Annotated in this window: 18 protein-coding genes and 3 pseudogenes; 11 read left to right on the plus strand and 10 right to left on the minus strand. The window is 61.3% G+C overall.

The genetic code is table 11. The features are described 5' to 3' along the window. Positions 1-44: 44 nt before the first annotated feature. The 7 genes from ACFXS9_RS25715 to ACFXS9_RS25745 form a co-directional block, all read right to left on the minus strand. On the minus strand, positions 45-1,193 hold the full coding sequence (locus ACFXS9_RS25715) for a hypothetical protein (RefSeq protein WP_392693423.1): 1,149 nt from the start codon (positions 1,191-1,193) through the stop codon (positions 45-47). Between the two features lie 57 nt (positions 1,194-1,250). Continuing rightward, positions 1,251-1,970, minus strand: coding sequence for an ABC transporter ATP-binding protein (locus tag ACFXS9_RS25720; RefSeq protein WP_392693425.1), 720 nt, complete (start codon positions 1,968-1,970; stop codon positions 1,251-1,253). Positions 1,971-1,972: 2 nt separating this feature from the next. After that, entirely contained in the window at positions 1,973-2,746 is a 774-nt protein-coding gene (locus tag ACFXS9_RS25725) for an ABC transporter ATP-binding protein (RefSeq protein ID WP_392693428.1), read from the minus strand. Beyond that, positions 2,743-3,768: a branched-chain amino acid ABC transporter permease gene (locus ACFXS9_RS25730; protein ID WP_392693431.1), complete on the minus strand. Its 1,026-nt coding sequence runs from the start codon at positions 3,766-3,768 to the stop codon at positions 2,743-2,745. The genes ACFXS9_RS25725 and ACFXS9_RS25730 overlap by 4 nt, the downstream gene beginning before the upstream one ends. A gap of 2 nt (positions 3,769-3,770) precedes the next feature. Further along, positions 3,771-4,661: a branched-chain amino acid ABC transporter permease gene (locus ACFXS9_RS25735; RefSeq protein WP_334367048.1), complete on the minus strand. Its 891-nt coding sequence runs from the start codon at positions 4,659-4,661 to the stop codon at positions 3,771-3,773. Between the two features lie 76 nt (positions 4,662-4,737). After that, positions 4,738-7,029 (minus strand): hypothetical protein, encoded by a 2,292-nt coding sequence (locus ACFXS9_RS25740; RefSeq protein WP_392693434.1) that lies wholly within the window; start codon positions 7,027-7,029, stop codon positions 4,738-4,740. Positions 7,030-7,113: 84 nt separating this feature from the next. After that, positions 7,114-8,490, minus strand: a complete 1,377-nt coding sequence (locus tag ACFXS9_RS25745; protein ID WP_392693437.1) for an ABC transporter substrate-binding protein — start codon at positions 8,488-8,490, stop codon at positions 7,114-7,116. Between the two features lie 331 nt (positions 8,491-8,821). Here ACFXS9_RS25745 and ACFXS9_RS25750 point away from each other — a divergent pair. Beyond that, positions 8,822-9,213: pseudogene (locus ACFXS9_RS25750) on the plus strand (helix-turn-helix domain-containing protein); the annotation flags it as partial. A gap of 321 nt (positions 9,214-9,534) precedes the next feature. Continuing rightward, positions 9,535-10,338, plus strand: a complete 804-nt coding sequence (locus ACFXS9_RS25755; protein ID WP_392700005.1) for a cyclic nucleotide-binding/CBS domain-containing protein — start codon at positions 9,535-9,537, stop codon at positions 10,336-10,338. Here ACFXS9_RS25755 and ACFXS9_RS25760 read toward each other — a convergent pair. Then, a pseudogene (locus ACFXS9_RS25760) lies at positions 10,219-10,503 on the minus strand (hypothetical protein); the annotation flags it as partial. The gene ACFXS9_RS25755 and the pseudogene ACFXS9_RS25760 overlap by 120 nt on opposite strands. Positions 10,504-10,709: 206 nt before the next feature. Here ACFXS9_RS25760 and ACFXS9_RS25765 point away from each other — a divergent pair. Then, a pseudogene (locus ACFXS9_RS25765) lies at positions 10,710-11,030 on the plus strand (response regulator); the annotation flags it as partial. Between the two features lie 260 nt (positions 11,031-11,290). Here ACFXS9_RS25765 and pyk read toward each other — a convergent pair. Together pyk and ACFXS9_RS25775 are read right to left on the minus strand one after the other, a co-directional pair. After that, complete coding sequence (pyk, locus tag ACFXS9_RS25770) at positions 11,291-12,709, minus strand: pyruvate kinase (RefSeq protein ID WP_392693439.1); 1,419 nt, start codon at positions 12,707-12,709, stop codon at positions 11,291-11,293. An 88-nt stretch (positions 12,710-12,797) separates the two neighbouring features. Further along, positions 12,798-13,955: a DeoR/GlpR family DNA-binding transcription regulator gene (locus ACFXS9_RS25775; protein WP_392693442.1), complete on the minus strand. Its 1,158-nt coding sequence runs from the start codon at positions 13,953-13,955 to the stop codon at positions 12,798-12,800. Here ACFXS9_RS25775 and ACFXS9_RS25780 point away from each other — a divergent pair. The 8 genes from ACFXS9_RS25780 (at position 13,942) to ACFXS9_RS25815 (ending at position 21,854) form a co-directional block, all read left to right on the plus strand. After that, entirely contained in the window at positions 13,942-14,736 is a 795-nt protein-coding gene (locus tag ACFXS9_RS25780; protein WP_392693444.1) for a hypothetical protein, read from the plus strand. The genes ACFXS9_RS25775 and ACFXS9_RS25780 overlap by 14 nt on opposite strands. 84 nt (positions 14,737-14,820) lie before the next feature. Then, positions 14,821-15,402 (plus strand): hypothetical protein, encoded by a 582-nt coding sequence (locus ACFXS9_RS25785; protein WP_392693446.1) that lies wholly within the window; start codon positions 14,821-14,823, stop codon positions 15,400-15,402. Positions 15,403-15,502: 100 nt separating this feature from the next. Beyond that, positions 15,503-16,258: a transketolase gene (locus ACFXS9_RS25790; RefSeq protein WP_392700007.1), complete on the plus strand. Its 756-nt coding sequence runs from the start codon at positions 15,503-15,505 to the stop codon at positions 16,256-16,258. Next, on the plus strand, positions 16,255-17,217 hold the full coding sequence (locus ACFXS9_RS25795) for a transketolase family protein (protein WP_392693448.1): 963 nt from the start codon (positions 16,255-16,257) through the stop codon (positions 17,215-17,217). The genes ACFXS9_RS25790 and ACFXS9_RS25795 overlap by 4 nt, the downstream gene beginning before the upstream one ends. Beyond that, positions 17,214-18,716 carry an FGGY family carbohydrate kinase gene (locus ACFXS9_RS25800; protein WP_392693451.1) on the plus strand — a complete coding sequence of 501 codons (1,503 nt, stop codon included), beginning with the start codon at positions 17,214-17,216 and terminating at the stop codon, positions 18,714-18,716. The genes ACFXS9_RS25795 and ACFXS9_RS25800 overlap by 4 nt, the downstream gene beginning before the upstream one ends. A gap of 88 nt (positions 18,717-18,804) precedes the next feature. After that, positions 18,805-20,040, plus strand: coding sequence for an ABC transporter substrate-binding protein (locus ACFXS9_RS25805; protein WP_392693454.1), 1,236 nt, complete (start codon positions 18,805-18,807; stop codon positions 20,038-20,040). A 6-nt stretch (positions 20,041-20,046) separates the two neighbouring features. After that, positions 20,047-20,991 (plus strand): carbohydrate ABC transporter permease, encoded by a 945-nt coding sequence (locus ACFXS9_RS25810; protein WP_392693456.1) that lies wholly within the window; start codon positions 20,047-20,049, stop codon positions 20,989-20,991. Then, positions 20,988-21,854: a carbohydrate ABC transporter permease gene (locus tag ACFXS9_RS25815; RefSeq protein ID WP_392693459.1), complete on the plus strand. Its 867-nt coding sequence runs from the start codon at positions 20,988-20,990 to the stop codon at positions 21,852-21,854. Before ACFXS9_RS25810 ends, ACFXS9_RS25815 begins: the two co-directional genes overlap by 4 nt. Positions 21,855-21,859: the final 5 nt, after the last annotated feature.

Below are 21,859 nucleotides of genomic sequence, written 5' to 3' on the forward strand. Positions count from 1 at the left end.
CGCAGTATAAGCGGAATTCGCAGCATGGACTTGCTCCGACGCATTCATCGACGCGGCTTGGACTCGACATCAGAGATGCGGTTGAACACCCAGTTCTCGTCATATGGCGACGGCACGGCTGCCGGGTCGCCGAGCGCGAACCACATCAGGCGGCCGAACGGGTCGGTAAAGCCTGCGATCGGATTCCACGCTGCCTGCGCCCGCCCGTCGACCCCAAGCGCGAGCCAGCCATTCCAGGGAAAATCCTTGAGCTTCACTGTGCGGATGAACATCGGCGAGTTGAAGCCTTCGTGGGCGTCGTACGCGACGTTCTCAATGCCAGCCGAGAACTCGGAATTGAAGTGTTCCCGCTTGACGGTGTAACCAGCGACGGTCTTGCGGCAGCCGCCCACCAGCGCGCCGACGAGGTCGCGCTCCAGATTGATGCGCTCGACAGCGCCGTCATAGTCGCCGGCCCGCAGGCGCTCGACATCGGATTCGATGCGACGCCGCCGCGCGGGATCGACAATTGCATCCACGAGCAGCCGATAGGCGGCAAACCAGCCGGTCCTGACCCAGCGCGGACCAAGCCAGCCGTTTAGCGCCACGCTCGCCGAGGCCACGAGGTCGTCGGCGCTCACCTGATTGATCGCGACATCCCAGTCGAATTCGCCGGCCTGCCATTCGGCACGAACGAGGCTTCTTGCCAGCGCGCCTACGGTCTTCACCTTCAACTCACCGACGATGGCGCCGGTTGCGTCAGTAGGGTTGCTGAGAAGGCGCGCCTTTGCGGCCGCAGCCAGATCGACGTGGTTGAGAAAATCGCCGTGAAACGGCGTGACCGGATAGGGATGCAGGATCAACTTGCCGGCCTTGCCGCCGATCTCGCGGATTACGGCCCGGGTAAGTGCACAGATGGACGCCTCGTCCCTCGCCAGCGGCGATACCGGATTCACACGAACAATCACGAACGAGCCGTGCGACTCGACAGCACTGATGGTCTCGGGAATCGCACCAGCAAATCGCGGCGTGCCGCCAACATAAGCATGCATCTTGCCGTCGCGAAGGAGGTCCGCCGCTCGCTCGGACGCCACGGTCGCGATCTCGATCTCATGGGGATAATAGGACGGATAGACCGGCAGCTCGTGGCCGCTGCGGGCCACGGTGATCGCGATGGACGTCATCGCGGCGATGAGGAGGCTGCGTCTGGTCATTGCGCCATCCGGAACGTTCAGACACTGCGTTTCGCAGTCGTGTCGGCTTGCGCACAGCTAGCCGCGCAACGCCTTCATCACTTTTTCGTCGGCGAGCGCTTCCCTCGGCGACCCGTGGAAGATGATCTCGCCACGGTCGATGGCATAGAGCCGGTCGCCGATGCGCGTCGCCGCACCCAGATTCGATTCCGCCATGAGGATGGAAACGCCCATCGCCTTGATCATCGTGACTGCCTCGGCAAAGCGATTGACTACGACCGGGGCCAGGCCCTCGAAGGCTTCGTCGAGCAACAACAGCGAAGGCGACAGCATCATGGCGCGCGCGATCGCCACCATCTTGCGCTGACCGCCGCTAAGGTGCAAGCCTTGACGCTGCAGCAGGTTCTGCACTTCGGGAAAGAGGCTGAACGTCTGGGCTTCGGGGTCTACCCGCTGACCGCCGTTACGGCGCTTGGCGACCTCATCGCCGAGCCAGCGGCTGATCATCAGGTTCTCGCTCACCGACAAATCGGGAAACACCCCGCAATCCTCGGGCGAATAGCCGATGCCACGTTTCGCCCGCTCGTGCGGCGGGAGCCTTGTCACGTCCTCGTCATCGAACAGGATCTGTCCGGTCCGGACGGGAAGAAATCCCATTATGCTCTCGATCGTGGTGGTCTTGCCCGCTCCGTTGCGCCCGACGAGGCACACCACCTCCTCCTTGTCGACGCGCAGCGACACGCCGTTGAGGATGTGGGCCGGGCCGCGGTAGGTATCGATCGCATTGACATCGAGCACGATCAATCCTTTCGTGAAAAGGCGTCGGCACCCAAAGAGCCGATCAGGATCATCGCGACCTGCTCATTCTTCCTGATCTCGGCGGGGGTGCCTTGGGCGAGAATCGCGCCCTGGTGCATCACGACGAGGCGATCGGAATATTTGAACACGACGTCCATGTCGTGCTCGATCACCACGGCTGTTATGCCCTCGCCGCGCACGACCGAAGCGATCGTGTCCATGATCTGGCCCTTGTCGCGCGTGCTCACCCCGCTCGTGGGCTCGTCGAGGAATAGGAGCTTGGGTCGCAGCGCATAGGCGAGCGCTACGTCGAGCAGCTTGCGCTCGCCTTGCGCGAGGCCGCGCGCAAGCTCGTTGCGCTTGCCGGCGAGCCCGAATTGGTCAAGCACCGCGTCGGCTTCCCGCGTCACCTCGCTGTCGCGGCGGGCGAGCGCCGCAATATTGCGGGTCTTGCCTTCGCGGGAAAAGATCGCCAGCGCGACATTGTCGAAGGCGGTGAGGTCGTCGAACAGATTCACGAGCTGGAAGCTGCGCGCAATTCCTGCCTTGACGCGCTGGGTCACCGAGGCGTTGCTAACGTCGTGGCCCTGGAAGATGATTTTTCCGGAATCGGCGCTGTAATATGCGCTCACTATGTTGCAGAACGAAGTCTTGCCGGCACCATTGGGGCCGACCAGCGAAATAAACTCGCCCTCCTCAATGGTCAGATTGACGTCGTCGACAGCATGCGTATCGCCGAAGTACTTCTTGAGATGGACCGTCTCGAGGAGGCTCATGAGGTCCTCCTGGTAAACCTGGCCGCAAGGCGCGCGGCCGTCCCCACGATGCCCGACGGTAGCGCTAACACCAGGACCACTAGCACTACGCCGAGCAGGAGCTGCCAATATTCCGTGCTCGCCACCGCATAGGTCTTGAGATAGTTGAACACCACAGCCCCGACGATCGGCCCGGTGAACGTCCGAAACCCGCCGAGCACGCTCATGAACACGATCTCGCCCGAGAACGGCCAATAAAGGATGTCGGGCGTGGTCAGCCCATTGAGCGGAACCCAGAGGATGCCGGCAAGGCCCGTGAACGCGCCCGATATGACGAACGCGATCCAGCGGTAGCGCCGCACAGATATGCCGATAAAGCTCGCGCGCGTCTCGTTGTCGCGAATTGCCTGCAGCGCTTTGCCGAACGGCGAATGCACGATGACCCACATGACAACCGTCGCAAGCGCGAACAGTCCAAGTACATAATAATAATAGGCGAAAACGAAGCGTTGGAACGAGCCGGGGCCGGCGAAGTTGACGAGACCGCCGAGCAGCGTGAGCTTGGCATAGGCGACGCGGATGCCGTCGGTGCCGCCGGTCACCCAGAAGAACTTGAAGGCAAGGCTCCACAACACCTGCGACAATGCCAGTGTCAGGATGCCGAAGAAGATGCGCGTGTGCCGTACGCACACGAACCCGAACAGCGCGGAGATGAGCAGCGTGCCCAGGAGCCCGCCGACGATGCAGAGCTCCATGGATTGCGCGCCGAGGTCGCGTACGACGAACGCAACCGTATAGGCGCCGGCGCCGAAATAGGCAGAATGGCCGAACGACAGGAGTCCAGTATAGCCGAGCAGCAGATTGAAGCCGAGCGCCGCGATGGCCATGATCAGGCCGTAGGTGAGCAGCACCGTCTGGTAAGGATCCACCAAATTCGGCAGCACCGCGAGCATAAGGAGTATTGCGATCGCAACTACGGCCGGCCGCCAACCAGACGGGCCAGTGCTCGTGATCACGCCCTTTTTTGCGACGGCGAGGCTCATCGTCATGCCCTCCCAAACAGTCCGGTCGGGCGAATGAGCAAGACCGCGGTCGCGATCAGGTAGAGCACGGCAAGCTCGATCTCGGGGAAGAACTGGATGCCGGCGGTGCGGACGAGGCTGACGATCAATGCACCGACCAGTGCGCCTTCGAGGCTCCCGAGCCCACCGATCACCACGACAACGAACGCCAAGATTAGGGCCTCAATGCCCATGCCGAGCACGGCGGCCTGCGCCGGCACCACGACCGCGCCGCCCAACCCGGCCATGAAGCAGCCGATGGCGAAGGCTTGCACGTAGACACGGCTGACATTGAGCCCGAGCGCTGCGGCCATGCGCCGATCCTGCGAAGTGGCGCGCAGGATGATGCCGAATTTGGTGCGGTAGATGATCCACCACAGGCCGAGAGCGGCGATCAGTCCAATGGCGATGACGAACAGGTTGTACGTCGGATAGAGCAGCCGGCCGATCGGGATGCTGCCCATGTGATCCATGATCGATCCGGCCGTGAGCGGCGTGCCGCCGAACAGGAATCTCATGGCGTCTTCGAGGATCATGAGCAGGCCGAACGTGATCAGCAGATGGTACTCCTCCGTCCGTCGGTAAAGCGGACGCAGCAGCGTGGGCTCGATCACCGCGCCCACACCCGCAATCGCGACGGCGCCGACAGGCAGCAGGAGCAGGAGGCCGGCAAGGCCGAGCGTGCCGCTCGCCGCATGGCCGACCGCGCCGCCGACGACCCAGGCCGAGACGTAGGCACCGAGCGCATAGAGCGCCCCATGGGCGAGATTGACGATGCGCATGACACCATAGATGAGGCTCAGGCCTGCGGCGATCAGAAACAAAACCGCAGCATAGAAGAATGAATTGAGCAATTGGATGATGAAGATCGTCACCGTTCTTCCTCACGCGATCTGCGGCGTCTCAGATCTCCTCACGCGAACTGCGGCGCCTCGGATTCCCTCCACTGTCTCAGTTACTCCGAAAGTCCATGCGGCCGATGGTCGGATTGATCGTGTTGCCGTCGAGAAAGATGGCCGTGAAGACTGTGTAATTGCCTGCCGGAAGATTCGGCGGCAGCGACACGGCAAAGCGTCCGTCGCCTTCCCGGCTCGCGCCCCCGGCTGCGACCACCATGCCATTCTCGCCGAGGAGAACGTACCGTGCCACCGGCCGGATCGGCAGCATCTCGCGCAGCGTGTCGCGCTTGAGCGCCACGCGAACGATGCGGCGATCGCGCTGCTGCTTGAGCGCGATCTCGGCGTCGGCCGTCACCAGAATGCGATTGCCGATGTGCTCGACCCGCGTCACAAACGCCTTGGCTGGATAGGCATAGAAGTCGAACGTACCAAGGCCAACCGGATATGTGAAATCGCGAATGACGTCGAATGTGTAGACGTCAGGCGAGAAGCTCCTAAGCCGGTAGGGACCATTGGTCACGAGCAAGTGGTTGTTGGCTTCGACGAATTGATCGAGCGCCTGCCAGCGTTCGGTCGCGGCTTGCGCGTTCACCAGGCTTTCGAGCGCCGCCGGTCGGTAGCCGGCCGCGGCGAATTCCTTGATCAACGCGCGCAGCTTGTCGCGCTGTGCAGGATCGCGCGCGAGGTCGAGCCACGGCAAATTGCGACGCTTGGCCTCGCTTTGCGAGAAAGCCGCGATTTCGCGCTCGACGGCGGCTTCCATCAGCGCCAGCACGTGCCACGGCACCGAGCTCCACGGTGGCGCCACCAGCGCATCCTCATGCTCGTCGGTCGGGATGGCGTCGACATAGACCTCCACGATTGGCGAGCGATAGGTAAAGACGAGATCAGCGATCGGGAGCTTCGATTCCTCCACGCGAATGACGCGGACACCCTTGAGGCGGTCCCGCATCAGGCTGGTCGCGGCGGAAACCTCGGCATCGAAGATCGCGGTGGTCGGCGAGCTACCCCATCGGTACGCAAAGGCGTAAGGGTAGATCAGGTCGGCGGTCTCCATTTCGCTGCCGTCCTGGAATGACGCTGCCAGAACGCGGTAGACGACTTTGGTCATTGCGCTCGCGGCGGCGCCGATCGGAACGAGCCGCCCGGTGCCGGGCTCCGGCACCAGGGCATCGGCGGGGACACGGATGGATTGCCGCGTCGATTGCTCCGTAGGCCGAACCTCCGCGCGATTGGGAGCCCACAGACTGTTGTATGGAACGGCCAGAAACGCATCGTCGCCGACGATCGCCCACACCAGCCGGCCGGGCGCGTCAGTGAACCCGGCAACCGGGTTCCAGGCTGCGGTCGCGCGGATGTCAATGCCCAGTCGGAGCCAGCCGTTCCACGGCAGATCCTTGAGCTTGAGCGTCCGCAGGACGACGGCTGAGTTGAATCCGAACTGCGAGTCGACCGCTATATTTTCGATCCCGTTGGAGAAGTCGTCGCTGTAGAACTCGCGCCGGAGCCGATAGCCAATCACCGCGCGGTCGCAACCGTGGGTCAGCTCCGTTATCAGGTCGCGTGTGATGTTGAGCCGCTCGGCCTGGTCCCTGTAGTCCGCCTCGACTAGCTGCCCATAGAGTTCGTCGGCATGTTTACGATCGGCCGCGCCGCTGACGGCAGGCTGCAGCAGGTGATAGGCCTGGAACCAGCCCTCCTTGATCCAGGGCGGTGCTGGCCAGGCATTAAAGCCGACGTTGGCGGCGCGCAGCACTTCGCTGACGGCCACCTCGTCGAAGCGGACGTCCCAGTTCGTCGGATGCAGTGCAAGTCGGTGAAGCACCATGTCCTCGCTGCCGGTGTTTTGCGCGCGCACGGCTAGCGAGGCACCCCCGTCTGCAGCAGCCCCCACGGTGGGCTTCGTGTCTGCGCCACGATCAACGTGACCGATGTAGTCCGCATGGTACGGTGTGATCGGGTAGCGGTGCGGAACCACGTCCGGATGCGACACCAGAGCATTCGCGGCATTTTCGATCGTGCGACAGCGCGCTTCACGCCCCTGCGCGCGCTGTGGATTGACGCTCACGGTGATGAATGAGCGCAGTGAAGCGACTGACTTGAGGTGCGACGGCGCCTCTCCTGAAAACTGCGGGGCGGCGCCGAGATGGGCGTGCAGCGGGTCCTTGGCGTTGCTGAATTCGCGGGCCGCCGCTCCGGGATCGAGCGGCTCGATACGGATTTCCTGCGGGTAGAACGAGGGATAGTACGGCACCTCATGCCCGGCCTGCGCCGCCGGTACGGTGGTGCACAGCAGCATCGCTGCGAGCGTGCCGCTTTGCATGAGGTGTCTGCGCACGGACATCACGACCCTCGAGGCAACGCCGGCCTTGCAACAAACCGACCACGCCCTCGCGGAACGAAGGCATGGTTGGTTGATGGGCAAGCTTCAGGCCACCTGTGGCCAAGTCTCCTTGATCCAATTGTAGGTCGCAGTCGGATCGTTGTGCGAGGTGCCCGGCTTCGGCCAGTTCGGCGGCGCCGTGATGTTGCGGATCGGGATCGTGATCATCCTGCCCGGATCGAGGATCTGGAACGGGTACTCGGCCACGTTCTTGCTGAAGCCGGTCACCGCGTCCTTGTAGCCCTGGTGATTGTCGGGCCGGATATAGAGATAGCCCGCCGCGGTCTCGAAATACATGCCTTCGAGCTGGCTGATGATCGCCTCTTCGTCCGGCCAGCCGCCGACGAGCCTGTTCGCTTTCTCGACCGCGGTACGGTACATATGAAGCGTGTGGTACGCGCCATCCGACTGGAAGTTTGGATACTCGTTCCAGCGCTTGAAATACTTCTCCACGAAGGTCTTGTTGGCCGGCCAGCGATTTCCCGGCGGAAAGGTGAAGTAGTAGTTGGAGTGGACGCCAGCGATGACACCTTCCGGGTGATCCTTGCCGATGGCGTGCGGCGCTACGCCGAAGGCGATCGTGCTCGCGAACTTGGCATTATTGAACATGCCATAGCGCAGCGCTTGTTTGTAAAGCGCCACGTAGTCGCCGCCCCACACCGACGACACGATCAGGTCGGGGTTCGACGACATCGTCTTTGTGATATGCGCTGTGAAGTCGGTCGTGCCGAGCTTCGGCCACCCTTCCGACACGACCTCGGCGCCGGGCACCATCTTCTTGTAGGCGATCATGAAATGGTCGAAGGCGTTGCGACCGTAAGAGTAGTCGGGATGGATATGGGCGATCTTCTTTGCGGTCGGCCAAGTCTGCGCCGCCGCGACCGCGCAGGTCACGCCGTCGGCCGACTGGATGTTGGTGATGCGGAACGCGAACTTCGGGTTCGGCACCGCCTTGTCCCACAAGAAGTCGGTGCAACCGTCAACGAAGATGGTGAGCAGACCGAGCTCCTCGGCGACCGGTCCGAGCGCGGGGGTATTGCCGCTCGATATGACGCCGGTGAACATGTCGATCTTCTCGGAGAGCTTCATGCGGCGAAGCTCTTTGACGTTGGCGTCGGTGCCGGCGTTCTCGTCCGCCGTGATGGTCTCGATCTTGCGCTTGCCGAGAATGCCGCCCTGCGCATTGATCTCCTCGGCGGCCAGGATATGGCCCTTGAGGGAGGGATCTCCGAGCACCGCGGCGGGGCCAGTGAGGAAGGTCATATGACCGAACTTGAGCGGGGTGGAGGGAATATTTCCCTTGGGTGGCCCGCCGACCTGCGCCACGGCCGGAGCTATCGGTGGCACTGAAGTTGCCGCCGTCGCCCCTACCATAATACCAAGGCTATTCAGGAAATTTCTGCGATTCACTTGCTGCGTCATGGACCGTCCTCCCTGTCGAGGGTCGGGTGCGACGCTCCCGCCACGCGCGGAGCACACATCTCCGGCCGCTTCGTGGCTTGTTACAACATGCTAGTCCCGCGGCGCCTCCGAGTAAATCAGCTTCCGCCGACTCTGAGCGCAGTCGGCTGTCGCTCCGGGCCGTGGCTAGGGCCCGGGTTTGTAGGCAAAGGTCATGTGACAACAAATCGCGCCGACGATCGGCGGTTGCCGCTTGTTGTGTGAATCGGCGCCCAGCACTAATCCTGCAGATGCGAAGTCGATCAAGCACTTAGGGCGCCGATCAGCGTCCGGACCCCCACACCGGATAACACGGCGCCAGATCGGTGCGTTCCATCTGCCCGGCCACGTGTTTGGCCTCGATGCCGGCTCGACCCATCGCCTGACGGCCGAAGGGATCGCGGATACGACCGTCCGGCTGGTCAAGCGCCGCAGCTTAGAGGCCGCCGCTGGATCGAACGTGCAGGTTGCTCACAACCTCTGGACCATGACCGCAGGCGATCTCCGGCACGCCGAAGACCCTATGCTGCTTCTTGGTGCAAGACCGCGATGGAAAAGGTTGCGACTTTCCTGCTCGAAATGGATCGCCGGCTCGCCAAGACCGGCATGATGGCCCTGCCGATGTGCCGCCGCGATATCGGCGACTATCTCGGTCTGACGCTCGAAACCGCGTCGCGCGCGCTTTCTCAACTCAGCGACCAGGGGGAGAATTTTGATCAGCGAACTTTCGTCGGCGGGTTGTTGCCGCTGCTTGGGCGTGAAGCTGGATCTTTGTCCGCCGGACAGTTGACTCATCTGGGGTCTCCAACCCGGAGGCTACGATACCAAGCGCGGCGCGATTAGCTCGCGGACAGCACCATACGGTCTGTCACACATCGTGGGATGTCGCCGACGTTGTACTTGCGCTTGCGAAAGCAATGAGAATACCGTCCGGCGTGAGATGGAAGCCTGGAGCATGTGGGTCCGCGGAGCAAGCCACCCTTGAGTACGCAAACCGGGATCTTCCGGCGCCTCGTACGCGACCATATGCGACCGCCGCCTGTTCGTGTTGCACCGAGCACGACGGTGGGCGAGGTCGTAAGCCTGATGACGGCGACGCCCGCGTCCTGTGCTGTCGTCATCGATGGTGCGGGCCGCCCCAGGGGCATCGTGACGGAACAGGACGTCGTGCGCCGGATCGCGTGGCGTACGGAGCCCGATCAAGGCGTCGAGTCGGTGATGACGTCGCCGGTCGTCGTGACGGGGGCCGACGACTACCTTTTCCAGGCCGTCGCCTTGATGCGCCGTAGCAAGCTTCGGCATGTTCCCGTCGTGGACTGGAGCGGAGCGATGATCGGCATGCTCGCCCTGGACGAAGCGCTCGCCTCTTTGTCGAGCGAGAGTATGTCGCTCATCGAGCAGCTCACGCACGAGGAGAGCGTCGAGGGCCTGCACCTCGTAAAGGAGGCGCAGGCCCAGCTTGCCAGCGCACTGTTGGACAACAACGTTCCGGCGCCGGAGGTGCAGTCGCTGCTCACGGAAATCAACAACGATATCCATCGGCGTGTCTTGAGACTAGTCGACGGAATGCGCCCGCGTAGCGTCCGACCTTGCGATCGCAAGACTCGCCCGCAATTCGTCCACCGCCGCTCTTTGCTTCGACATCGCCGCGACCGTAAGATCCCGAGCGAGTCGCGCCAGTACCTGCCCCTTTGCGACGACATGGCCCTCATCGACCGCGATCTCGGTCACAGTCAAGCCGCCGACCTCCGAGCTGACCGATATCTCACGCCAGGCGACGACGTTTCCGGTGGCGGTAATGGTCCTGGTGAGCTCAGATTTCTCGACTGATGCGGCGATCACCGTCATTGCCGCGGACGGGTCCTGCCCATGGGCAGCAGAATGGAGAAACAGGAAGGCCGCGATGGCAGCGATCCTCATGCGCCTGCGTTCGGTAACGGCAATCATTCTGCACCTTCCTCTGCGCTCTCTGTCAGCCGGAATCTTGTTTCGCATTTCGGCGATCGGCCGGCAGACGTCCGGTTAGAACGATAGCTTTGCTCGGGTAGAACAATTCGTGTCGAAGTGTCTCGGCGGGAAGCCGATTCATGTCGAAATATTGCTGGATCGACTGGAAGCCGCAATTCGTTACGAATCGTGGCTTCCATCGATCCCACTTCTCTGTAGAACATGCTTTCCGCAGCCATCCACGAACGACGGCCATGAGTGAACAAACGCCACAAATTCTTGTGGTCGACGACGATCCCGAGATTCGAAAACTGCTCGCCCGCTATGTCGAGGGACAGGCATTCCGTGTTCTGCTGGCATCGAGCTGCAGCGAACTCCGCGAGCGCCTGACAACCGATCGGATCGATCTTGTCGTTCTGGACGTGATGCTGCCGGACGGGTCTGGTCTTGATGCATGCAGAGACCTGCGGGCGAAACGGAACACCATCCCGGTCATTCTTCTGACGGCCCTCAAGGAAGATGTCGATCGTATCCTTGGTCTCGAGATGGGAGCCGACGACTATCTCGGTAACCCGATCGAACGGTTCTTCAACAAGATCAAGCAATGTCGGCGTATCGCGACCCGATATGACAAGCTCGCAGCCAACTACCTGGCGTTCGCCAAACTCGCATCAATCCGCATTTGGCTACGCGCTAATGAGTCCACGCCTAGCTGTTGAGTGAACACGTGCCGCACCATCTTTCGAAAGCGGAGGGTCACGCTTTCGGATCGTGTCGCCTGCGCTAGCTTGATGTCAACTTGACACATGCATTCGCGAGACCCGATTGCGACGCGCTATTTTGTGATCGCAACAACCCGAAGGTTGTTTGTCGTACCAGCCTGTCCGAAGGGTATGCCGGCGACCACGACGAGTAGGTCCCTGCTCGCTGCAAACTTTTCTTCGCACGCGAATGTGGTCGCGCGCTGAACCATCTCCTCGTAGCTCTGCACGTCCTCGGACAGCACGCTATGTGCACCCCAAAGCAGACAGAGGCGACGGGACACCTCGCGGCTCGGAGTGATTGCCAGGATCGGCAAGCTCGGCCGCTTGCGGGCGACGCGGGCGGCTGTGGTTCCGCTCGACGTATACGCGACGATCGCCGCGGCGTGGACGACCGAGGCGAGGTCTGCCGCGGCGGTGGCGACTGCATGCGGCGGCGTCTGCTCTTCGCTGGGCTGCGTCGCCTCGACGATCGAGCGGTACATCTTGTGCTGCTCGGTGCTCCCGATGATGCGATCCATCATCGCGACCGTCTCGCGCGGATAGCGGCCTGTGGCAGATTCTGCCGACAGCATCACAGCATCCGCGCCATCGTAAATGGCGGTTGCGACGTCGGAGACTTCGGCGCGTGTGGGCGTGGGCGCCGCGACCATGGAGTCCAGCATCTGAGTTGCGACGATGACAGGCTTTACGGCCAGGCGGCACGCGCGGACCAGTTCCTTCTGGCGGCCGGGCACATCCTCATCTGGAATTTCAACGCCGAGATCGCCGCGCGCCACCATGATGGCGTCGCAGAGCTGGATGATATCGTCGATCCGCTCGAGAGCTGCGGGCTTCTCGATCTTGGCCATCAGGCCGGCACGGTCGCCGATCAGGCTTCGCGCCTCGATGACATCGGACGGCTTCTGCACGAAGGACAATGCGATCCAGTCCACGCCGAGCTTGAGACCGAACTCGAGATCGGCGCGGTCCTTTGTCGTCAGCGGCGAAAGATCGAGTACTGTTCCCGGCAGATTGACGCCCTTGTGGTTCGAGATCGAGCCCCCGACGATGACTATGGCGTCGATAAAATCGTCGCCGACACCCGCGACGCGGACGCGAACCCTGCCGTCGTCGATCAGCAAATCGTGGCCAGGGGCGACGGCTGCAAAGATCTCCTCATGCGGCAGCGGAATGGATGTCCGGTCGCCCTCCGATCCGGTCAGGACGAAACGGATCGTCTCCCCAGCTTCAACCGCAATCTTGCCACCGCGCAAGGCGCCGACGCGGATCTTCGGGCCTTGCAGGTCCATCAGGATGCCGATCGGCCGCTTGACGTCCTGCTCCAGCTTGCGGATCGCCGCATGAACCCTGGCGTGATCATCCTGTGTCCCGTGGCTGAAGTTCAGGCGAAATGTATCGACACCCGCGAGAAATAGCTCCTTCAGCATATCCGGGGAAGAGCTGGCGGGGCCAACGGTTGCAACAATCTTGGCTCGTCGATGACGACGCATGGTTCACCTCGATCTTTCCGTGGGGGTTTCTCGGTCAACCTGCTTCAAGCAGATCAATTGCGGAGTGTCCGATCATGAACGCACCCGATCATGAAGCGATTATGATCTTGATACCCAACCGCTCGATCGCTTTTGCATCCGCGTCGGCAAGACCATCGTCGGTGATGAAGGCATGGATCAAATCGAGTCCACCGAGCCGGGTGAAAGAATTCCTATTTACTTTGGTGGAATCAGCGACGAGATAGACCTCATTCGAAGCCTTGATCATCGCTTGCTTGATCGGCAAGTCGGCGAAACTGGGATAGGTCAGGCCCGCTTCCACGGAAACACCGGCGGTAGCCAAGAAGAGCTTCGACGCGAAGATGTTCTCCAGATACTGCGCGGACTTTTCGCCGCTCAGCGATAGAGTCGGCGCCTTAAAGTGGCCACCAGGCATGTGGACTTCGAAGGAAGGAATGGCGCCGAGCGTGAGAGCAATATTGAGCGCGTTGGTGATGACCGTCAGGCTTTCCCGCTCGGTTAGATGATTGGCGACCTCCGTCGTCGTCGATCCGGCGTCCAAGATGATCGTCTCATGATCGTGAACTAGGCCAGCCGCGACTTTACCGATCTTTCGCTTCCGATCCATATTGGCAAGATGTTGAAGAGATAAGGTCTGCACCTGGTGCGGAACAGAATTCAAATAAGCGCCGCCGTGGTCGCGAGTTATAAATCCATCCTGTTCCAGGCGTTCGAGGTCCTGTCGTACAGTAACTTCTGAGACACCGAAGGCCGCGCTTAGGTCCCGCACCCTGGCGCTGCCTTCCTCCTGAAGCCATTCGAGAATCTTCGATCGGCGAGGCTCTGCAAGCAGGGCGCTACGAGGTTCCGCAGCGTCGCCCGATGCAGTTCGCCGCACCGCCTTCGGCGGCGTCCGCCCGCTCGCAGACAACTTTGTCCTACCCGCCATCGCTCTTTTTTCCCAGGAAACGAAGGATTTAGCCGCGTTTTCGCCGATTCGAATCCACGCCGGCCACCGGCCAGTGTCTGTCGGAGTGGGCAATTCGAGGACGGCAGAGTCATCGTAGAGATAGCCCGGTTGAGGCCTTCGGCCAAGCGTCATCGGAAAATAAAAGAACAAAATCGAAGAAATTCGAAAGCCAATATTGACGAAATGTAAGAATTCGTGCTTCTGTTCGACAAAATACGAAACAATCGGCGCTGGGATTTCCCGCCTCGAAGGGAGGAACCCGATGCGAGCCTTCAAGAAGCCCGTCACGCTCGGCCTGGTCGTTGGCAGCAGGCTCTTCTTTAACGGCGCTCCGGCCCTTGCGGCCCGCGAGCAGGCCGTTGCCCAGCTCGAAAAGCTTGGGATTGCGGTCAAAACCTTAGCTGCCGACGCTACCGACAACGGTGCTGTTCAGTCGCGCAAGGATGCAGCGCTTTATGGCGACTTTTTCCGGTCCCACCGGGATGACATCGACGGTCTTGTATTCCTGTTGCCGAATTTTGGAGACGAGGTGGCGGTCGCCGAATGCGTCTCCCGTGCCGCCCTCAATGTTCCGATCCTGCTGCAAGCGAGCAACGACGAAGTCGACAAGGTCGACGTCCAGCACCGGCGCGACGCCTTCTGCGGCAAGATCTCGGTCACCAACAACTTTTATCAGTACGGAATCCGCTTCACTGATACATCGCTTCACACGCTCGATGTCGATGGTGAGGTCTTCGGTGGGGATCTCGCCCGCTTCGCCGCAGTCTGCCGCACCGTTCGTGGACTGAAAAATGCGCGCATTGGCGCGATCGGCGCTCGTACGCCGCCGTTTCACACGATGCGTTACAGCGAAAAGCTGCTGCAGGCGTCTGGCATCACCGTCGTGACTGTCGATCTATCCGAAATCATTGCCGCAGCGTCGACGACGCTCTCGGAAGCCGATAGCGACGTCAAGGCGAAACTCGATGAGATCTTCGCTTACGGATCGATCCCCAAGACCATCAAGCGCGAGAACATTGCGAAGCAGGCCTGCTTTTCGATCGCTGTCGACCGCTAGATCGAGGAAAACGGATGCGACGCGTCCTCGATCCAGTGCTGGCGCAGCATTCAGGACAATTTCGGCTGCGCGTCTTGTCTTTCCATGAGCATGATGGGCGAGAAGCTCATGCCGAGCGCCTGCGAGGTCGACGTGATGGGCGCGATCTCCATGTACGCGCTCGCGCTTGCCTCCAAGGCTCCGCCAGCCATTCTCGACTGGAACAACAATTACGGCAGCGAGCGAGACAAGTGCGTCTGCACGCACTGCGGCAATTTTCCGAAGAGCTTCATCGGTGACACCCCAGAGATCTCCAATCTGGACGTACTCGGCGAGGTGATCGGTCGCGAGAAATGCTTCGGAGCCGTCAAGGGCAAGGTCAAGTCGGGTCCTATGACCTTCTGCCGGCTCTCGACGGACGATCGTCACGGCACGATCAAGGCTTACGTCGGAGAAGGGGCTTTTACGGACGATCCTTTCCCGATGGATGGTGGGATTGCGGTCACCACGGTTCCGAATCTGCGGTCCTTGCTGAGCTTCATTTCCCGCAACGGCTTCGAGCATCACGTCGCGATGGTGCGCGGCAAGCATGCCGCCATCGTCGAGGAGGCGATCGTCAATTATCTCGATTGGCCGCTTTATCGCCATGAACGGCCTGAGCCGGCCACCTCGCTTCTGGTTCGCTGAGCACCAGCACGATTTTCGGAGATTTTACGTGTCTACTTCTCATCCTCTCGCGGAATTGACGATTGCAAAGGCCCGTCAGATCCGGCGTCGTGCGCTCGGAATGGTCTACCGCGCCAAGCAGGGCCATCCGGGCGGCGATATGTCGGTCGCCGACATCCTGGCAACGCTCTATTTCGGCGTGCTTCGTCTCGATCCCGCCAGCCCCAACGATCCGAAGCGCGATCGCTTCATCCTGAGCAAGGGCCATTGCACCGGCGCACTCTATGCGACCCTGGCTGAGAAAGGCTTCTTTCCCGTCGAACAGCTCGACACGTATATGCAGCCGCTTTCGCGTCTGAACGGCCACCCCAATCGCAACTCCACGCCTGGCGTTGAGACCAACACGGGACCGCTCGGCCACGGCATGCCCGTCGCGGTTGGCGCCGCCATCGCCGGTCAGATCGACAACGCTGACTACCGCGTCTTCGTCGTGGTCGGCGACGGCGAGTTGCAGGAAGGGAGCAATTGGGAGGCGGCTCTCACAGCCGGTCACCGCAAGCTTGCCAACCTCACGCTTGTCGTGGATCGCAATGGCTTGCAGCAGGGCGCGCGCACAGAGGACACGGCCGCACTCGAGCCGCTGGCCGACAAATGGCGCGCCTTCGGCTGGGAGGTCGTCGAGGTCGACGGGCACGACCACGACGCCCTCCTGTCGATCTTCACCGCTCCCGCAACCGGAAGAACAAGACCTCTCTGCGTGCTCGCCCGGACGCACAAGGGGCAAGGAGTTTCGTTCATGCGCGATCAGGTTTCCTGGCATCACGGCGTTCCCAATCAAGCCCAGTACGAACTCGCACTTCAGGAGATTGGCCAATGAGCTCAGAAACCGCGGTGGCCGATCGTTACGATTGTCGAGAAGCGTTCGCGAAGACGATCGAAGCTCTGGCGGAGAATGACGAGCGGATCGTCGCGGTCGTCAACGACAGCGTCGGTTCCAGTAAATTGGTCGCCTTCCAGAAGCGATTTCCAAACCGCCTGATCAATGTCGGTATCGCGGAGCAGACCATGGTGGGCGTGGGAGCTGGCCTGGCAAATGGCGGCAAAGTGCCCTTCGTCTCCGGGGCGTCCTGCTTTCTGACGGCGCGTGCGCTCGAGCAGATCAAGGCGGACGTCGCCTACACAAACACCAACGTCAAGCTTTGCGGGATGTCGAGCGGCGTCGCCTATGGCGAACTCGGCCCGACGCACCACTCGATCGAGGATTTCGCGTGGCTGCGGCTTCTTCCGAATCTGACCATCATCGCACCTTCCGATCGTTGGGAGACCGAACAGGCCGTCAAGGTAGCGGCGGCCACCGAAGGGCCGTTCTTTCTCCGCATCAGCCGGATGCCCGTGCCCGATCTTGTTCGCCCCGCTGGCGCGGTCTTCCGTGCCGGAGCCGCCGAAACCATGAGGCATGGTCGGGATGCCGCGATCATCGCCAATGGCGTCATGGTCTCGCGCGCCATTGAAGCGGCGAACCAGCTCCTCGCGTTTGGGCTCGATGTTCGTGTCGTCAACATGGCTTCGGTCGCCCCGCTCGACGTGGAGGCGATCCGATCCGCGGCCGAAACCGGTGCGATCGTCACCGCAGAAGAGCATTCGGTGCGCGGCGGGCTTGGTGGCGCTGTGGCCGAAGTGGTGGCGACCTCATGTCCTTGCCGTCTGCGCATCCTGGGATTCCCCGGCTTTTTGCCGACCGGCTCTCCCGAATTCCTGCTGGAACGCTACGGTCTGACCGCAGACGGCATCGCTGCAGCGGTCCGTGAAACCTTCGAGGCGAGAAAAGCCGCATGACATCGGTTGTCCTCGCCATCGACCAGGGCACGACGAACACCAAGGCGCTCCTCATCGACGCTTCGGGTACGATTGTCGCACGCGCCTCGGTGCCGGTGGCGGTGACTCATCCCAAGCCGGGTTGGGCCGAACAGTCGGGCGAGGCGATCTGGCGATCGGTTCAGGCGGCGGTCAGCGAGTGTTTGACGATCCGGCCCGACGTCAAGCTCGCGTCCATCGGTATTACGAACCAGCGGGAATCCGTGTTGCTCTGGGATCGCAAGACCGGCGAGGCGCTGGGTCCTTGCGTTACCTGGCAATGCCGACGCTCGGCCGAGCGACTTGCGTCGCTGCGCCGCCCCGATGTGGAGGCGCTCGTAGCAAGCAAGACCGGGCTTGGCCTCGACCCGCTCTTTTCCGCCGCAAAGATTGGCTGGCTGCTCGATAACGTCCCCGACGCGCGGGATCGCGCGAAGGCCGGTAAAGTCTGCGCCGGGACCATCGACTCCTGGCTTCTTTCCAAACTCACCGGCGGCGTGGTGCACGCCACCGATTTCAGCAATGCATCTCGCACGCAGCTCTTCGACATCCAGCGACTGTGCTGGGACGAAGAACTTGGCCGGCTGTTCGATGCGCCGATCGAGCTGCTGCCGGAGACCTTGCCTTCTGACAGCGCCTTCGGCGTGACGATCTCCCAAGGCGCGATACCCCAAGGAGTGACCGTCGGTGCGATGATGGGGGATTCGCACGCGGCGTTGTATGGCCACGGCATTCGCGCGCCGGGAGCTGTGAAGGCTACCTATGGCACCGGCTCCTCGCTGATGACGCTCACCGAGCGGCCCATCATGTCGCGCAATGGCCTCTCGTCGACGATTGCGTGGGGTGCTGGCGGAAATGTCGCCTATGCTGTCGAGGGTAACATTTCGGTCTCGGGGCAAGCCGCAGCGTTTGCGACGTCGTTGCTCGGGTTACCTGACGAAGCTGCGTTGGCGCAGTTGGCGCAGACGGTGGATTCCAGCGATGGCGTCTTCTTCGTACCCGCCCTTGCGGGTCTTGGAGCCCCGCATTGGCGTGCCGACGTCCGGGGTCTGTTCACCGGCATGTCGCTCTCGACGCGGCCCGCACACTTCGCGCGAGCTACCCTGGAGGCCATCGCCTTGCAGATCCATGATGTTTTCGTTGCGATGCAGGCCGATCGCGGCATGCAGCTATCCGCCTTGTCGGCCGACGGTGGCGCTTCGCACAACGACCTCCTCATGCAGATTCAATCCGATGTTCTGCAAAGGCCCGTTCGTCGGAGCCGAGTGGCCGAACTCAGCGCGATCGGCGCCGGGATAATGGCCGGAATCCGCGTGGATCTCTGGAGTGAAGAGCACGCTCTCTCTCGATTGATCACGGAGGCCGATGTTTTCGCTCCGGGAACGGGAGAGGATCGGCGTGACCGGTTGGTTGCAGGATGGCGATCGGCAATCGACCAGGCCATCGCCGGCACCCGCGAAACAGAAAGGCGCGATGCGTGAGAGCTTGCCCTCGTCGCGGCGGGCGGGAAGCGGTCGAGCAGATCAAGAAAGGCGTTTTCCGAAGAAACTAAATCAACAGGAGGAGACTATGCGAACTTTCAAGTTTGGAATGGCTGCGGTCGGTGTTCTTACGTCTCTGATGACGGCGAGCGTAAGCGCGGAAGAGTTGGTGATTTGGACACGCACGAATGGCGTAGCCGAAGATAAGGCGTTGAAGCAGATCTTCTCGCAATTCGAGGCGGCCAACCCGGGCGTTACCATCAAAATGGAGACGCGTTCGGTTGATGAGCACAAGTCTGCTCTTCGCATCGCCGCTGCGTCGAAGGCCGGCCCCGACATCTACTACATGTGGGCAGGTCCCGGTCTCGGCGGCGAGTTCGTGAAGGCCGGAATGAGTGCGCCGGTCGACGAATACTACGCCAAGTACAAATGGAGCGATCGGCTTCGTCCGTTGGCCGACGCCTACACAACGCTCTATCCGCCGAACAGGCACGGCGTACCGTACCAGTTGAATGGAGAAGCGCTTTACTACAACAAGGAGCTGTTCAAGAAGGCCGGCATCACGCAGCCGCCGCAGTCCTACGACGACCTTCTGGCCGCCGCCGGCAAGCTTAAGCAGGCCGGCATCCCCGCAATTGCATTTGGCGGCAGCGTGAATTGGCACGTCATGCGCCTGATGGACGTTCTGCTCGAGACGAAATGCGGCGCTAAAACGCACGATGCGCTCAAGGCAATGACGGTGAAATGGAGCGAGACCGCGTGCGCGACCGACTCCTTCAACGAGTTCCATAAGTGGACGAGCGAATACACCCTGAAGCCCTTTATGAGCTACGACCAGACTCAGGCACGCAAGCTGTTCGAGGCCAACCGCGCTGCGATGATGCTGGAAGGCGATTGGATGGCGAACCAACTGCGCACGGAGACGAAGACCCCTCAGGATTACGGCGTCTTTCCGTTTCCGACCGGCACCGGGCGTCTCTACGGTTTCGGCGTGAACTACTACATCAATCCAAAGGGGAAGAAGGACCTCGCCGCGAAGTTCATGGACTATTTCGTCTCCGACAAGGTTCAGCAAGAGAACCTGGGATCGTTCGGACCGCTGGGTGTCAACAAGAACGTAGTGCCGAAGAACCCGGACGACTTCGACAAGGCGTGGTTCGAACTGTTCGACAAATACAAATCGAGCTTCGTCAACGGAGACCAGGGCTTTCCGTTGGACGTAACGACCGAATATTTTCGGGTCATTAACGCGATAGCGAGCGACACGCTGGAGCCCGGCAAGGCGGCTGCGACGTTGCAGTCATTCATCGACAAGAGAGGCTGAACTGTGGTGTCCGTCACGTCAAATAAGGCCTATCCGTTCAAGCGGAGTTGGCGGGATGGACTAACGTCGCCGCAGGCGCAGGGCTGGATACTGCTCGCGCCTGCGCTCGCGATCTACCTCGGGTTCGCGATGTACCCAATGGTCGAGGTGTTCGTTCTGAGTTTCCAGAAGTGGAATGGGCTTTCACCCACGCGTCCATTCGTGGGCTTTGCGAATTATGTGTTCATCTTCAGGGACGACCCCGTCTTCTGGATGGCGTTGCGCAACACCGTAAATTGGACGGCGCTCGCCGTCGTGATTCCGCCGTTCATCGGCTTCCTTCTTGCCTTGGCGTTGAACCAGGCGCTGCCCGGACGGAACGCACTCCGAGCGGTGTTCTACCTGCCGGTCGTGATCGCGCCGATTGCGGTCGCAACGATGTGGAAGTGGATGTACGACCCGTTTTTCGGGTTGTTCAACACACTCCTGACCGATCTTGGACTTCATTGGCTCATCGCCGACTGGCTGGGCGACAGACGGGTCGCGCTCTACTCGATCTTCGCCGGATACGTCTGGCAGCACGCTGGATTTTCGATGGTCCTGTTCCTCGCCGGGCTACAGGGCGTCTCGGATTCCTTGATCGAGGCAGCGCGGATGGACGGCGCGACCCGATTTCAAGTGCTCAGATACATAATTCTTCCGGCCCTCCGCACGACGACCACGGTCGTGATCGTGCTCTCCTTCATCCAGTCGTTGCGGGCGTTCGACATCGTCTATGGCATGACGCTCGGAGGGCCTGCTCAATCGACCCAGATGCTGGCCTTGTGGGCTTTCACACAATCGATGCAGATCCACGATTTCGGAAGAGGATCTGCAGTGGCGGTCGTGCTGCTTTTGATCACGATAGCGATCATCGTTCCATATCTCCTGTGGAGGGCAAGGATCGACAGGATGCAAGGAAGAAGCGCATGAGTGCCGGCGCATCTCCGTTCAGGCAAATGGGCAGCGATCGGGTGGATCCGGTACTGGTCATGCTGTGGATCGTGCTGATAGTTCTGGCGGCCATTTGGATCGCGCCGGCCGTATTCATCGTGTCGACTTCTCTGAAGTCAACACAGGAGGTGATGAGCGGCAGTGCATTCGCGGCTCCGACCGAATTTTACTGGCAGAATTACGCCTCGGCTTGGGAAAGAGGTCGGTTCAGCACCACATTCCTCAATAGCGTCATCGTTACCTTTGTGAAGGTCCCTATTGGTTTGGCCTTCTCGGCGATGGCCGCCTATACTCTCGCGCGGGTGCGCCTCCCCGGCAAAAAACCACTCTTTGCGATGTTCGTATTCGGAACGATGCTGCCCTTTCAGGTCATGCTCGCGCCGCTCTTCTCCGTTGTGAACAGCATCGGCGCGATCAATACCTTCATCGGTCTGTGGCTTCCGTATATCGCGTTTGGCGTGCCGTATCAGGTCTTCATTCTGCACGGGTTCTTCAAAGAGGTACCCGAAGAGTTGAGCGAAGCGGCGATCGTGGACGGCGCGTCGCATTTCACGATCTTCCGGCAGATATTCCTGCCGATCTCCCTACCCGTCCTCGCAGCCCTTTTCATTCTTGATTTCGTGGCGACCTGGAACGAGTTCGCGATGGCGCTCGTGATCCTGCTCAACAACAAGAATTGGACGCTGCCGCTGGCGCTCATGGGATTTCAGGGCGAGTTCGGCAGCGACTACGGACCGCTCAACGCAGCCATCGTCACGACCGTCGTGCCGGCGGTCGTCGTCTATCTGATCTTTCAACGCTATTTCGTCGGTGGGCTGACCGCCGGCGCCGTCAAGGAGTGAGCGTG

The sequence above is a fragment of the Bradyrhizobium sp. RDI18 genome (genome assembly GCF_043203335.1).
GTDB lineage: Bacteria > Pseudomonadota > Alphaproteobacteria > Rhizobiales > Xanthobacteraceae > Bradyrhizobium > Bradyrhizobium retamae.